Origin of the sequence: Paracoccus saliphilus, assembly GCF_028553805.1 — a bacterium.
Classification (GTDB): domain Bacteria; phylum Pseudomonadota; class Alphaproteobacteria; order Rhodobacterales; family Rhodobacteraceae; genus Paracoccus; species Paracoccus saliphilus.
In genome coordinates this window covers 2,411,857-2,424,441 of record NZ_CP067140.1, presented here as the reverse complement: position 1 = coordinate 2,424,441, position 12,585 = coordinate 2,411,857, and the positions used below count along the sequence as shown (strand labels likewise).

12 protein-coding genes are annotated in these 12,585 nt (G+C 59.8%); 8 read left to right on the top strand and 4 right to left on the bottom strand.

Annotated features, from left to right (window positions below; translation table 11 throughout):
* Position 1: 1 nt before the first annotated feature.
* From JHX88_RS11610 to JHX88_RS11595, 4 genes are read right to left on the bottom strand one after another with little or no spacing between them, the layout of a single operon-like run.
* Positions 2-979, bottom strand: coding sequence for a 5-oxoprolinase subunit C family protein (locus tag JHX88_RS11610; protein WP_076528281.1), 978 nt, complete (start codon positions 977-979; stop codon positions 2-4).
* Entirely contained in the window at positions 976-1,629 is a 654-nt protein-coding gene (gene pxpB / locus JHX88_RS11605; RefSeq protein WP_076528283.1) for a 5-oxoprolinase subunit PxpB, read from the bottom strand. The genes JHX88_RS11610 and pxpB overlap by 4 nt, the downstream gene beginning before the upstream one ends.
* A complete protein-coding gene (gene accC, locus JHX88_RS11600; RefSeq protein ID WP_084203297.1) occupies positions 1,622-2,992 on the bottom strand; it encodes an acetyl-CoA carboxylase biotin carboxylase subunit in 1,371 nt (456 codons plus the stop codon). Before accC ends, pxpB begins: the two co-directional genes overlap by 8 nt.
* Complete coding sequence (locus JHX88_RS11595; RefSeq protein WP_176011500.1) at positions 2,992-3,327, bottom strand: acetyl-CoA carboxylase biotin carboxyl carrier protein; 336 nt, start codon at positions 3,325-3,327, stop codon at positions 2,992-2,994. Before JHX88_RS11595 ends, accC begins: the two co-directional genes overlap by 1 nt.
* A gap of 375 nt (positions 3,328-3,702) precedes the next feature.
* Here JHX88_RS11595 and JHX88_RS11590 point away from each other — a divergent pair, with 375 nt between their 5' ends.
* From JHX88_RS11590 to JHX88_RS11555, 8 genes are all read left to right on the top strand, one after another.
* Positions 3,703-4,332, top strand: a complete 630-nt coding sequence (locus JHX88_RS11590; protein WP_272848270.1) for a 4-carboxy-4-hydroxy-2-oxoadipate aldolase/oxaloacetate decarboxylase — start codon at positions 3,703-3,705, stop codon at positions 4,330-4,332.
* Between the two features lie 96 nt (positions 4,333-4,428).
* Positions 4,429-5,637, top strand: coding sequence for an aspartate transaminase (locus tag JHX88_RS11585; RefSeq protein WP_076528344.1), 1,209 nt, complete (start codon positions 4,429-4,431; stop codon positions 5,635-5,637).
* 40 nt (positions 5,638-5,677) lie between these two features.
* Positions 5,678-6,469 (top strand): SDR family oxidoreductase, encoded by a 792-nt coding sequence (locus JHX88_RS11580; RefSeq protein WP_076528289.1) that lies wholly within the window; start codon positions 5,678-5,680, stop codon positions 6,467-6,469.
* Positions 6,456-7,010, top strand: a complete 555-nt coding sequence (locus JHX88_RS11575) for a gluconokinase (protein WP_272848008.1) — start codon at positions 6,456-6,458, stop codon at positions 7,008-7,010. Before JHX88_RS11580 ends, JHX88_RS11575 begins: the two co-directional genes overlap by 14 nt.
* A gap of 47 nt (positions 7,011-7,057) precedes the next feature.
* On the top strand, positions 7,058-8,002 hold the full coding sequence (locus JHX88_RS11570) for a 2-hydroxyacid dehydrogenase (RefSeq protein WP_272848007.1): 945 nt from the start codon (positions 7,058-7,060) through the stop codon (positions 8,000-8,002).
* A gap of 7 nt (positions 8,003-8,009) precedes the next feature.
* Positions 8,010-9,044 (top strand): L-idonate 5-dehydrogenase, encoded by a 1,035-nt coding sequence (locus JHX88_RS11565; protein WP_076528293.1) that lies wholly within the window; start codon positions 8,010-8,012, stop codon positions 9,042-9,044.
* 65 nt (positions 9,045-9,109) lie between these two features.
* Positions 9,110-10,537, top strand: a complete 1,428-nt coding sequence (gndA, locus tag JHX88_RS11560; RefSeq protein ID WP_076528295.1) for an NADP-dependent phosphogluconate dehydrogenase — start codon at positions 9,110-9,112, stop codon at positions 10,535-10,537.
* Positions 10,538-10,988: 451 nt separating this feature from the next.
* Positions 10,989-12,581: an ABC transporter substrate-binding protein gene (locus tag JHX88_RS11555; protein ID WP_084203298.1), complete on the top strand. Its 1,593-nt coding sequence runs from the start codon at positions 10,989-10,991 to the stop codon at positions 12,579-12,581.
* The last annotated feature ends 4 nt before the right edge of the window (positions 12,582-12,585 follow it).

Genomic DNA, 12,585 nt, shown 5'->3' with positions numbered 1-12,585 from the left:
GTCAGGCCCAGCTCCTCTGTTGGCCGCGAAAATCCGCAATTCGTGTGCGAATATCTTCGAGCAGCTCTGTTTGCTCATGCTCGGCTTGTTCGGCCTCTGCCGGAGTCGCCTTGACGAAACGCAGGCCATCGCCGGGACGGGCTTGGGCAATGCGCCACAGATCGGGTTCGATCACGGCAGCGATCTTTGGGTAGCCTCCCATGGTGGCGGAATCGGCAAGCTGGATGATGGGTTGACCACCGCCGGGAACCTGCACGATACCCGGAACAATCCCGTGAGAACGCAATTCTCCGGTGTTTTCGCGCGAGAGGGCTGCGCCTTCCAGGCGATAACCCTGCCGGTTGCTTTGCCGAGTTATCTCATAGGGCGTGGACCAGAAGGCCAGCAGCGCCTCTTTGGTAAAGCTGTCATGCTCCGTCGAGGGAAGCGCCCGCAGCGTGATATCGTCCTGACCGGGCGCGCGCAGTGGCGGCAGGGTGAGGCTCAGCCCTCCCTGCGGAAACTCTATTTCTGCGGCGCTCGCGGGGTTCAGGATGTCGCCCGGAGACAATACCCGACCCTCGTGACCTCCGAAGGCCTCGCGCAACTGTGTGCTGCGCGACCCCAACATTTCGGGCACGTCGATCCCTCCGGGCAGTGCAAGGTAGATACGCGCTCCCTGCGTGATTGCGCCAAGTTCCAGCACGTCTCCGGCCTCGGCTGTTCCCGCCCAGATACGTGGCAGCATGCGGCCCGCCAACGTTGCTCCACATGCGGCCCCGGCAATCGCAAATGCCTGTCGTGCACCGAAACGGAAGCGTGCCGGCGGCAGCGGGATTTCGACCGTCGCTGCTGTTTCGTCATTGTCCAGCAACAGATTGACGGCGCGATGTGCCAACCCATCCATTGCTCCGGCCCGTCCAAGACCTTGAGACCAGTGACCCTCCCGGCCAAGATCCTGTACAGTGGCCAACGGCGGTATCGCGAGAATCTCGATCATGCCAGCACCTCCGCAGGATTGAACCGGATACGGTCGCCCGGTCGCAACAAGGCCGCAGGCTGGCGATGCGGATCGAAGAAGGTGACATCGGCTGAGCCGATTGTGTTCCAGCCGCTTGGTCCCGCCGAAGCCGAAACACCGGTTTGCAGCCCCGCCACCGACAGTGAACCGCCCGGCAGATGGGTCAGCGGAACCTTGCGACGAGGGGTTTCGAGTCGCGGATCGAGGCCCCCCAGGTAGCAATATCCCGCATGGCTGCCCACGGCGAAAACGGTGTATTCCGGTTCCGAATGCCGTTGAATGACCTCGCTAACGCTGAGACCGGTCAGTTCTGCGACCTCTTCCAGATGTGGACCACCCGGGCCGCCATAAGTGATGTCGATTTCCAGTAGCGTTCCGGCGACTTCCTTTCGGACACCGCTGTTCCAGAGGCTGTTCAATCTGTTGCAGATATCGTCGACATTCGTTGGGACATGGTGCAGCAACAAGGTGAGATTAGTCATTCCCGGGACGGCCTCGCGCACCTCTGCCCAACTGGCTGCCTCGTCTGCGAGCGCCCAGAAACGTTGCTGATGAGGTAAATCAAAGGAACAACGTGCTTGAAACAGCAATGCCCGGCTGCCGATGAATGAGAGTCCGGTATCAGCCATCTGATTTCTCCCTTGCCGCTAGCCAGTTTTCGAGGTGATGGATGCTGACGCCGCCCTCGCGGAATCCGGGATCGGCCAGCAATTCACGATGCAGGGGCAAATTGCTCGCCACGCCCTCGATCCGCATTTCGGACAGGGCGCTTCTGGCGCGGGCAAGCGCCTCTGCGCGATTTCGGCCATGCGCTATAACTTTGCCGATCATCGAATCATAGCTGGCCGGAATGGCTTCGCCGGCACAGACATGACTATCCATCCGGATACCCGGTCCGCCGGGAACATGCATTGCCGTGATCCGACCGGGGCTGGGCGCGAAGCTGTCGGGATCCTCGGCATTGATCCGGCATTCGATGGCGTGGCCGATACTGTGGATCTGCGCCTGCGAATATGGCAGTTGCCCGCCGCGCGCCACGTCGATCTGCAGGGCGACGATATCAAGCCCGGTTACCATTTCCGTCACCGGATGTTCGACCTGGATACGGGTGTTCATTTCGATGAAATAGAACTGTCCGTCCTCATAGAGGAACTCGAAGGTTCCTGCGCCGGTATAGCCGATCTCGCGACAGGATTCGGCGCAGCGGGCGCCGATCTCGGCGATATGATCCCTGTCGATGCCGGGGGCAGGGGCTTCTTCTATCATCTTCTGGTGACGTCGTTGCATCGAGCAGTCTCGGTCACCCAGCCAAAGGGCATTGCCATGACTGTCAGCGATGACCTGTATTTCGACATGCCGCGGTCTCTCGAGGAACTTCTCCATGTAGATTCCGGGATTGCCGAAGAAACGCTGCGCTTCCTGCCGTGTCACCATATAGGCGTCGCGCAATTCGGATTGCTGCCGCACCATGCGCATTCCGCGCCCTCCACCGCCTCCGGCGGCCTTGAGGATGACCGGATAGCCGATCTCTTCTGCGACCCGGGAAATCTCGGGCAGATCGCCGCTCAGAACACTGTCGGGTCCGGGCACGCAGGGAACGCCGGCGGTCATCATGGCGCGCTTGGCCTGCACCTTATCGCCCATCATCCGCATTACATCAGCACTGGGACCAATGAGGGTGAGACCAGCATCCCTGACTGCTTCGGCGAATTCCGGGCTTTCGGATAGAAAGCCATAGCCCGGATGGATAAAACCCGCTCCGGTCGCATCGGCCGCCGCCAATAGGGCAGGGATGTTAAGATAGCTGTTCATGGCCGGCGCGGGGCCGACACAAATCGCCTGATCCGCAAGGTCCAGATAGGCGGCACCCCTGTCTCCCTCGGAATAGGCGCAGACGGCGCGCAAGCCCAGGCGACGGCAGGCACGAATGATGCGCAGGGCAATCTCGCCGCGATTGGCGATGAGGACGATATCTTTGTCGATCTCTGCCATCAGCGAATCCTCACCAATGGATCACCTGTCGTGACGGATGCGCCGTCCTCGACCAGGATTGCCTCGACGATACCCTCCGCAGAGGCAGTAACCGGGGTCATGACCTTCATCGCCTCGATGACGCAAAGCGTTTCGCCTTCGGCAATCCGGGCGCCAATTGAAATAAAGGGGGAGGTGCCAGAATCGGGGGCCAGGTAACATATCCCGGAGAGCGGGGCGGTTATTGAACCGGCGCCGGCGTTTTCCTCGGTGAATTCGACGGTCGAAGCGACTGGCGGTTCGGTCTGGATTTGTGTTCCCGCCTGCCCAGACGCATTTTCCCGCAGAATTGTCATCCTGCTGCTTTTGGTGTCCAGGCTCAATTCGGCAAGGCCGCTGGCTGCTGCCCATTGCATTTTCGATATCAGGTCGTCGACGGCTATCGGCATATTATCTGTGGATGTCCGTTACATGAGTTTTTCGTCCTGCCGCCAACCTAGCATCCGGGGAATCTAATGATGTCAGAGTCGTTTCGGATGACAAACGGGGTGACATAGCGAAACCCGATTACATCAGATGCAGAGACTGTTATCCTTCAGACATCCACCTTCCTATGTTGCCTGTGAACAGGTGCGGCGCTGATTGATCAGCCCGTGCATCGGCCCATCGGACAAAGGAAGGTTGAGATGCCCCATATCATTACCAGGATCGAACGCGCGGCTCGTGAGGATGTGGAGGCGTTGTCCCGCTTTGGCAGCGCAACCATCCACGAGGCGCAGGGGCGGCTTGGCGCTTTGAGTTCCCGCATCAAGCCGATCGACAGGAGCATGTCGCTTTGCGGTCCGGCGTTCACGGTCGAAAGCGCGCCGCGAGACAACATCATGCTACAGCTTGCCATTCACTATGCTCAAGCCGGCGATATCATCGTTGTTTCTGCCGGGGAATACGAGGAAGCGGGCAGCTTCGGCGACGTTTTGGGCAATGCCTGTGTCGCCAAAGGGATCGCGGGGGTCGTGACCGATACCGGCGTTCGCGATACAGCGGATCTCATCAAGCTGGGGCTGCCGGTCTTCTCGCTCAGCGTGTGTATCAGGGGCACGGTCAAAGAGACGCTTGGACAAGTAAACGGCAACATCATTGTCGGCGGTCAGGAAATCCGTCCGGGAGACGTCATTCGCGGTGACGCGGACGGTCTGGTTACTGTGCGCAAGGAAGATGCTGCCGAGGTAGCCCGGAAATCAGCGGCGCGCGAAGAAGCCGAGTCGGGATATATAGAGGCCTATAAATCCGGTCGCACGATCATTGACGTCTGTAATCTTGAAGCAGTGCTAAAAGCCAAAGGGTTGACGACGGATCTGTAGGGCTTTCCGCTGGGTGCATTGGTTTCGCTGCAGCGGAAATCCGTGCGCGGCCAAGAGCCGCGAAGATCTCAGAAAATTCTATCAATGGAGGTTGCCTTGAGCAGCGTCAAACTTGCCCGTCGCGTCACCAACATCCGCGTCTCGCCCAGTACGGCGGCCGCACAGAAAGCCCGTGATCTCAAGGCGGCCGGCCGCAATATCGTCGACTTGACGGTGGGAGAGCCGGATTTCGATACGCCGGACAGTATCAAGAACGTCGCCATAGAGGCGATCCGCGATGGTGATACGAAATATACTCCGGTTAATGGAACAGTTGCTTTACGCAAGGCGATCCAGCAGGATTATGCGACACGCCTTGGCATCGAATGCGCCCTCGATACGATTTGCGTTGGCGGCGGTGCGAAGCAGATCCTGTTTCTTGCCCTGACTGCGACAGTTGAAAAGGGGGATGAGGTAATCATTCCTGCCCCTTACTGGGTTTCCTATCCCGATATGGTCGTGGCCAATGGCGGAACGCCGGTGATCCTGCGCTGCGGCGAAGACACGGGCTTCAAGCTGACGCCGCAGGCGCTAGCAGACGCGATCACGCCTGCGACACGCTGGGTCGTGCTCAACTCTCCCTCCAACCCCACGGGAGTAGCGTATACTGCCGAAGAACTGAAGGCACTGGGTGAGGTCCTCGGGCGCCATCCGCATGTGCTGGTGCTGTGCGACGAGATTTATGACCGGATCTGGTATGCAGATTTTCCAGCGTGCAGCATCGTTTCGGTTGTGCCCGAACTCGCCGACCGGGCGCTTGTGGTCAATGGCGTCTCCAAGTCCTATGCGATGACCGGCTGGCGCATCGGTTATGGTGCTGGGCCGAAGGACCTGATCGACGCGATCAATAAACTGCAATCGCAATCCTCCTCTTGTCCATCGTCGATCAGCCAGGCCGCGGCCGCGGCCGCGCTGACCGGAGACCAGGCCACAGTAACTGAGACAGTCGAGGTCTATCGTGAGCGATGCGAACGGGCGTGGGAGCGGCTGAACGCCATCGAGGGGCTGAGCTGCGTCAAACCGGACGGGGCATTCTATCTCTATCCCAACTGCAGTGGGGTGATCGGAAAGACGACTCCCGAAGGGAAGAAGATCGAGTCCGATCTGGATTTCGTGATCTATCTGCTTGAAAGCGCGGGTGTGGCGACGATTCACGGCGCGGCCTACGGTCTGGAACCGTATTTCCGGCTGTCCACGGCCACCTCGAAGGAAATCCTTGAAGAAGGTTGCGACCGCATAGAACGGGCCTGCAAGGCACTACGCTGAATGCGTATTGGTCAGGAATTTTTCGGAAAGAGGTAACGTGATGAACGCAGGACAGAACTTTCTTCACGAGATGTTCGGCCTTTCGGGCAAGCGGGCCCTGGTGACCGGCTCATCTCAGGGGATCGGATTCACGCTGGCGCGGGGCCTGGCGCAGGCGGGAGCGGCGGTCATCCTTAACGGGCGTGATGCCAAGCGTGTCACCGAAGCGGCCCGGACACTTGGCGAGGAGGTCCCCGAGGCGGAAATCTCTACGCTGGTGTTCGACGTGACCCGGCATGACGATGTCCGAAAAGCGATCGATGACTTCGAGCACGACAAGGGGGCGATAGACATTCTGGTGAACAATGCCGGGATGCAGCATCGCACCCCGCTGGAGGATTTTCCGGCCGAACGCTTCGAGGCATTGCTGCAGACCAATATCGCCTCTGTCTTCCATGTCGGGCAGGCGGTCGCGCGGCACATGATCGGCCGCGGTGCGGGCAAGATCGTCAATATCTGTTCGGTGCAGACCGCGCTCGCCCGCCCTGGTATCGCACCCTATACCGCGACGAAAGGTGCCGTGGGCAATCTGACCAAGGGAATGGCAACGGATTGGGCATGTCACGGGTTGCACTGCAACGCGATCGCGCCAGGTTATTTCGAGACTCCGCTCAACGCCGCGCTGGTGGCCGATCCCGATTTTTCGGCCTGGCTCGGCAAGCGGACCCCGGCCGGACGCTGGGGCAGGACCGAAGAGCTTGTCGGGGCTTGCGTGTTTCTTTCCTCCGAATCCTCAAGTTTCGTGAACGGGCATGTTCTCTATGTCGATGGGGCGATCAGTGTCTCTCTCTGAACCGCTGCATATGGTGCTGATGGGCGTTTCCGGTTGCGGGAAAACCACCGTCGGCACGGCAGTCGCCCGACATGTCGGGCTTATCTATCTGGATGGAGACGACCTGCATCCGGCACGGAATGTCGAAAAGATGCGGCAGGGCCTGCCGCTTGACGATGCCGATCGTTGGCCGTGGCTCGACCGCTGCGGCGACGCGATGAGGAATGCTCCAAACGGGCTGGTGCTGGGTTGTTCGGCACTGCGTCGGACCTATCGCGACAGGTTACGTCGGATGTCGCGACTACCTGATCTGTGGTTCGTGCATCTGACCGGTTCCGAGGACTTGCTGGGTCTGCGGGTTTCGGATCGGCAGCATTCTTATATGCCTGCCTCGCTCTTGCGCAGCCAGCTTGCGACGCTCGAGCCGCCGCAGCCGGACGAACGGGCGATCAGCACGGAAATCGATCAGCCAATCGACTGCATCGTCAATAAAATTCTCAACGCAACGAGCGGAAACAGCGGCCTGCAAGATGTCGCGGAAGCAGCACAGGACCATCAATAGGTCTGCTGCGGGTGCCAGGCACCTATCGGCCGAAGGAGACGAAAATTATGAAACCGACGATACTGCAAATGGGCGCATATCCCGAATGGGATGAAAAGGCGCTGAACGAGGCTTATGATATTCGGAGTTACTACGAGGCGGCCGACAAATCCGTCTTCCTGTCGGATTGCGGAAATCAGGTTCGCGCCATCGCCACGCGTGGCGAGTTGGGCGCCAGCCGGGAGGTGATCGAGGCCTGCCCCAATCTCGAGCTCATCTCTGTCTACGGGGTGGGGTACGATGCCGTCGACCTGGAGGCGTGCCGCGCGCGTGGCGTGCGGGTGACCAACACACCGGACGTGCTGACCGGTGATGTCGCTGACCTCGGGGTGGCGATGATGCTGGCTATCTGCCGGGGCATGATCGGCGCCGAGGCTTGGGTGCGTAACGGGGATTGGGCGCGCGCCGGAAATTATCCGCTGCAACGCCGGGTCTGGGGGCGGCGCGCTGGCATTCTCGGGCTTGGCCGTATTGGCCATGAGGTCGGTCAGAGGCTCAGGGGTTTCGGCATGGAGATTGCATATTCCGATATCGCGGAAAAACCTTATGCGTCGGACTGGACTTTCGTTCCTGATGCCGTGGAGCTGGCCGGGCGTTCCGATATCCTGTTCGTAGCGCTGGCGGCCTCGGCAGCGACCCGGCACATCGTCAATCGTGAAGTGATCGAGGCTCTGGGCCCCGAAGGCGTGCTGATCAATGTCTCGCGGGCGTCGAATATCGATGAGCAGGCACTGATCGCGGCCTTACAGGCGCAGCGTCTCGGCGCGGCCGGGCTGGACGTCTTCGAGAACGAGCCGACGATAGATCCGCGCTTCCTGTCACTGCCCAATGTGCTACTCCAGCCCCACCAGGCCTCGGGCACGATCGAGACCCGCAGGGCGATGGGAGAGTTGATGCGGGCGAATCTCGCGGCGCATTTCGCAGGTGAGTCGCTGCCGACACCGGTATTGTGAGGGTGACATGAAAGCTGTCGTTATACACGGGCCCCGTGACCTGCGCCTGCAGGAATGGGAAAGCGAAGCCCTGGGGCCGGGACAGATCAGGATCAGGACCGCCGTGGGCGGCATCTGTGGTTCGGATCTGCACTACTATAATCATGGCGGCTTCGGCAGTGTCCGATTGCGCGAGCCGATGGTCCTCGGTCATGAGGTCTCGGGCCATGTGATCGAATGCGGAGCCGGCGTAACCGGCATCGCTCCGGGTGATCTGGTGGCGGTGTCCCCCTCGCGGCCTTGTGGCGCATGCGGGTTCTGCCATCAGGGTCTGCCGAACCACTGCGAGAACATGCGGTTCTACGGTTCTGCTATGCCGTTCCCGCATATCCAGGGCGCTTTCCGGCAGGAACTCGTTGCCGATGCCAGTCAATGTGTGCGCGCAGGCGACCTTACCCCCTCTGAGGCGGCAATGGCCGAGCCGCTTGCTGTCACCCTGCATGCCGCGCGACGGGCCGGGGACCTGCTGGGCAAGCGCGTGCTGGTGACGGGCTGCGGTCCGATCGGATTGCTTGCAATCCTTTCCGCCCGGCTGGCCGGGGCGGGAGAGATCGTGGCGACCGATCTGTCCGGTTTCACCCTGGATATGGCGCGCCGGATCGGAGCCGACATCACTGTGAATACCGGAGACAATCCAGATGGGGTGGGATGTTACGCCGAGGGAAAGGGAAGTTTTGACGTGCTGTTTGAATGCACCGGTGCTGCCGCTGCCATCGCTCCGGCCATCGCCGCGATGCGACCGCGCGGGATCGTGGTGCAGCTAGGTCTTGGCGGCGACATTCCGGTGCCGATGATGCTGGTGACCTCAAAGGAACTGGACCTGCGCGGCTCGTTCCGGTTCCACGAAGAGTTTCCGCTGGCGGTGACCGCGATGATCTCGCGCCGCGTGGATGTAAGACCGCTTATCACGCACGCCATGGATCTCGGCGATGCGGAAGATGCATTCAGGGTCGCGTCGGATCGCGGTTCTGCGATCAAGGCGCAGATTCATTTTGATCGGTGATTGACGGCAAATAGGGCAGGGGGCCGGATCGGTCGCCGGTTTACCTTGAGATAGCGAGGGTGGGTATGGATGAGACTATGAATTTCGGGCTGATCGGGCTCGGCACGATGGGCGGGGCCCTGGCACTGAACATTGCGGAGCATGGCTTCCCGATCACCGTCTACAACCGGACCGGCGAGGTAACGGAGCATTTCACCGCCAATGCCGGGGAGCTTGCCCAGCGGCTGACTCCGACCGCGACGCTGGAGGAATTCGTTGCCGCGATCAAGCCGCCCCGGGCGATCATCCTGATGGTTCCCGCCGGTCCGGTCGTGGATGCCCAGATCGACGCCTTGGCACCGCTGCTGGGGCCGGGAGACGTGATCATTGATGCCGGTAACGCCAATTACGCCGACACCGAGCGCCGCACCTGCCGCGCCGGAGATGAAGAGTTTGACTTCATCGGCATCGGGGTCTCAGGGGGCGAGGAGGGAGCCCGTCACGGCCCATCGATCATGGTGGGTGGGCAGCCCGGTCACTGGCAGCGACTGGGCCACCTGTTCGAGGCGATCTCGGCGAAATACGAGGGGGTGCCCTGCGCTGCGCTGATGGGGCAGGGCGGCGCGGGCCATTTTGTGAAGATGGTCCATAACGGCATTGAATATGCCGACATGCAGATGATCGCCGAGGCCTACAGCCTGATGCGCGACGGCATGGGGCAGGACTCGACCCGGATCGCCAGGGTGTTCGAGCAATGGAACCGGGGACCGCTGGCGTCATACTTGATCGAGATCTCGGGCAAGGTGGCCCGCGCGACCGACCCGATCACGGGGGCGCCGATGCTTGACGTGATCCGGGACGCCGCCGGCCAGAAGGGCACCGGACGCTGGACGGCGATCGAGGCGCAGCACCTGGCGGTGCCAGTCCCGGTGATCGAGGCCGCCGTAGCGGCACGAAACATTTCCGCCCGGACCGACGAGCGTGCAAAGGGTGCGGAGGTTTTCGGCCAGATGCCACGGGCGCTGCCCGAGGGGGCACTGGATCTGGAAACCCTGGAGAGGGCGCTCATCGCTGGAAAGATCCTCTGTTACGCGCAGGGCTTCGAGATGCTGAGCGTGGCCGCCGAAAAATTTTTCTGGGACCTGCCTATGGCGACCATCGCGCGGATCTGGCGAGCCGGCTGCATCATTCGATCGGACATGCTGAACGACATGGCGACGGCGCTTGAGGGCGCGGAGGGAGAGAGTCTGATCCATGCCGAACCCTTCCGCTCGCTTCTGCAGGAACACGAGGCGGCACTGCGTGAAACGGTGATCGCGGCCATGCGGACCGGAATCGCGGTTCCGGCGCTGTCATCGGGCCTGTCATGGTTCGATGCCATGCGCACCCGGCGCTCCTCCGCGAACATCATTCAGGCACAGCGGGATTTCTTTGGCGCCCACAGCTTCCAGCGTCTTGACGGGGTCGATGCGCCGCATGGGCCGTGGGGAGATTCGCCACTCGCAGAGGGTTAGAGATTAACCCTCCTGTGAGTTTGCGACCGCAACCTACCTTGGGCATCACTGCGCAACTGATTGATGCAAAGTCACCAGAGTCGGCCTGGACCGAAGTTCACGGAGGTTTGCTTCGGTGAAACAGCGAATAGGTATTTCGACAACTAAAGTCGTTGATGCTTGATCAAAGTCGCAAGAGGTAATGCCGAAAACTTCACGACTTGGGCAGAATTCCGCAACTACGCTGAACAACAATCTGAGGAGAAGGTCATATTATTTTGCGATTGTGACAGACCGGAATTGTCTTTGTTTGGAGCAATCGCGGGTGTCAGTATCTGCTAGTATTCGTAAGCCACACATATACCGAAGCGATCGTAGAGTCGGGGTGGCGCTTTCCCAACATCGGCCTGGTGTTCTGGTGCATTTACTAACGGCTACGAAATAAATGAACATATGACGGGAGGAAATCTGTATGCTCGGCTTTTGTTTTTCAGCTCGGAAAGTGCTGATATCTGGCGCAGCTATTACACTTATGGCAAGCAGTGCGATTGCGCAAAATGTCGTGGTCGCCATTGATCCTGGCTCAGCGGAGTCGAATCTGTATTGGGAAACGATTGGTGGTTTGATTCCACCGCATATGCAATCGTTGGTCGGCAACGATCCGGAGACGGGTGCATATGATAATTCCGGTCTTGCCGAATCCTGGGAGCACAATGAGGATTTCACCAGCTGGACGTTTAAGCTCAACCCTGAAGCGGAGTTTAGCAATGGATGGGGACCGGTGACAGCTGAAGATGTGGTGCACAGCGCTGCGTTGCATGTCGGTGAAGATTCTCGTTTGAGCGGCATTCAGGCCTTGCGGGACGCTACCGTCACCGCAGTGGACGAACATACCGTTCGCTTTGATCTGCCAAGCCCGGAACCGGATTTCTTGTTCCTGCATGCTGGACGTGCAGTTTTGCTGATCTATTCCAAGGCACAGTTCGAGGCCGAGGGTCTTGAGGGTTATGCAGAGAATCCGGCCGGGAGCGGACCGTTCACATATGTTAGCCGTGATCTGAGCAACACATTGAAATTCGCACCGGTGGAAGGCCACTGGAGTGGGGTGGATGTGGATTTCGACTCGCTGGAACTTCGTTTCGTTGGCGAACCGGCGACGCGGCTTGCCATGCTTCTCTCTGGGGAGGCCGATATCGTCAGTCTGCCGCGCGAGTTGCAGGCCGATGCTGTCGCTCAGGGTAATGAAATTGTCAGTTCTGCACAGGCATCCATGCAAAGTGCGATGGTGTTTTCCGGGTTGTTCATGAATTCGGATGGCCCCGCCAAGGATCTCAACCTTCCCTGGCAAGATGTACGTATCCGCGAGGCCATGAACCGAGCTCTCGACCGCGAGGCGATGATCGACATCCTGTATGAAGGTCGTGCCGAACCACTGACGGTCTTTTCCATGGACCCGCGTTTCGACGGTTATGTGCCCGATCTGACTGAAAACTTCGATGACAGTTATGGCTATGATCCTGAGCGGGCAAGTGAACTTCTGGCGGAGGCAAATTATCCCGACGCATTCGAGAATCGGGTCATTCCGATTGCCGCCACCGCCTTGGCAGGAAATCCTGAGTTCGGATTGATGGCTGAACTGGCACAATCCCTGTTTGCCGATGTTGGGTTGCAAACCGAAATACGCGAGATGGACTGGCCGACATTGCAAAACGCCCGGGTCGGCTTTACCGCGGATTTCGTTCACCCGATGCGCAATGCACCCGTTCGGCCCAATGCGATCGGCGTGCTGGCCTCACATACGACACATCTGAGTCCGGCTTACAGCATCGGTAGTCCCGAGCTTGACGAAATGGGGGCCGAGCTGGTCGAAACGAAAGAACCAGCAGAGAGGGCAAACATCGTTGAAAACATGTTCACCTACGTGTTCGACAATTATGCCCACATGCCCATTGCCACTGTTTCTGCGGAAGTGGTGATCAATCCCGAGCGCGTTAAAGGCTGGCAATTCCCAGGCGCATCGTCGAGCGGATTCAGTCATTTTCACCTGATCGACACGGTGGAATAAGTCA

Coding starts and splice junctions, on each gene's coding strand:
- JHX88_RS11610 (WP_076528281.1), bottom strand. CDS start 979: ATGATCGAGATTCTCGCGATACCGCCGTTGGCCACTGTACAGGATCTT.
- pxpB (WP_076528283.1), bottom strand. CDS start 1,629: ATGGCTGATACCGGACTCTCATTCATCGGCAGCCGGGCATTGCTGTTT.
- accC (WP_084203297.1), bottom strand. CDS start 2,992: ATGGCAGAGATCGACAAAGATATCGTCCTCATCGCCAATCGCGGCGAG.
- JHX88_RS11595 (WP_176011500.1), bottom strand. CDS start 3,327: ATGACAATTCTGCGGGAAAATGCGTCTGGGCAGGCGGGAACACAAATC.
- JHX88_RS11580 (WP_076528289.1), top strand. CDS start 5,678: ATGAACGCAGGACAGAACTTTCTTCACGAGATGTTCGGCCTTTCGGGC.
- JHX88_RS11570 (WP_272848007.1), top strand. CDS start 7,058: ATGAAACCGACGATACTGCAAATGGGCGCATATCCCGAATGGGATGAA.
- JHX88_RS11565 (WP_076528293.1), top strand. CDS start 8,010: ATGAAAGCTGTCGTTATACACGGGCCCCGTGACCTGCGCCTGCAGGAA.
- gndA (WP_076528295.1), top strand. CDS start 9,110: ATGGATGAGACTATGAATTTCGGGCTGATCGGGCTCGGCACGATGGGC.
- JHX88_RS11555 (WP_084203298.1), top strand. CDS start 10,989: ATGCTCGGCTTTTGTTTTTCAGCTCGGAAAGTGCTGATATCTGGCGCA.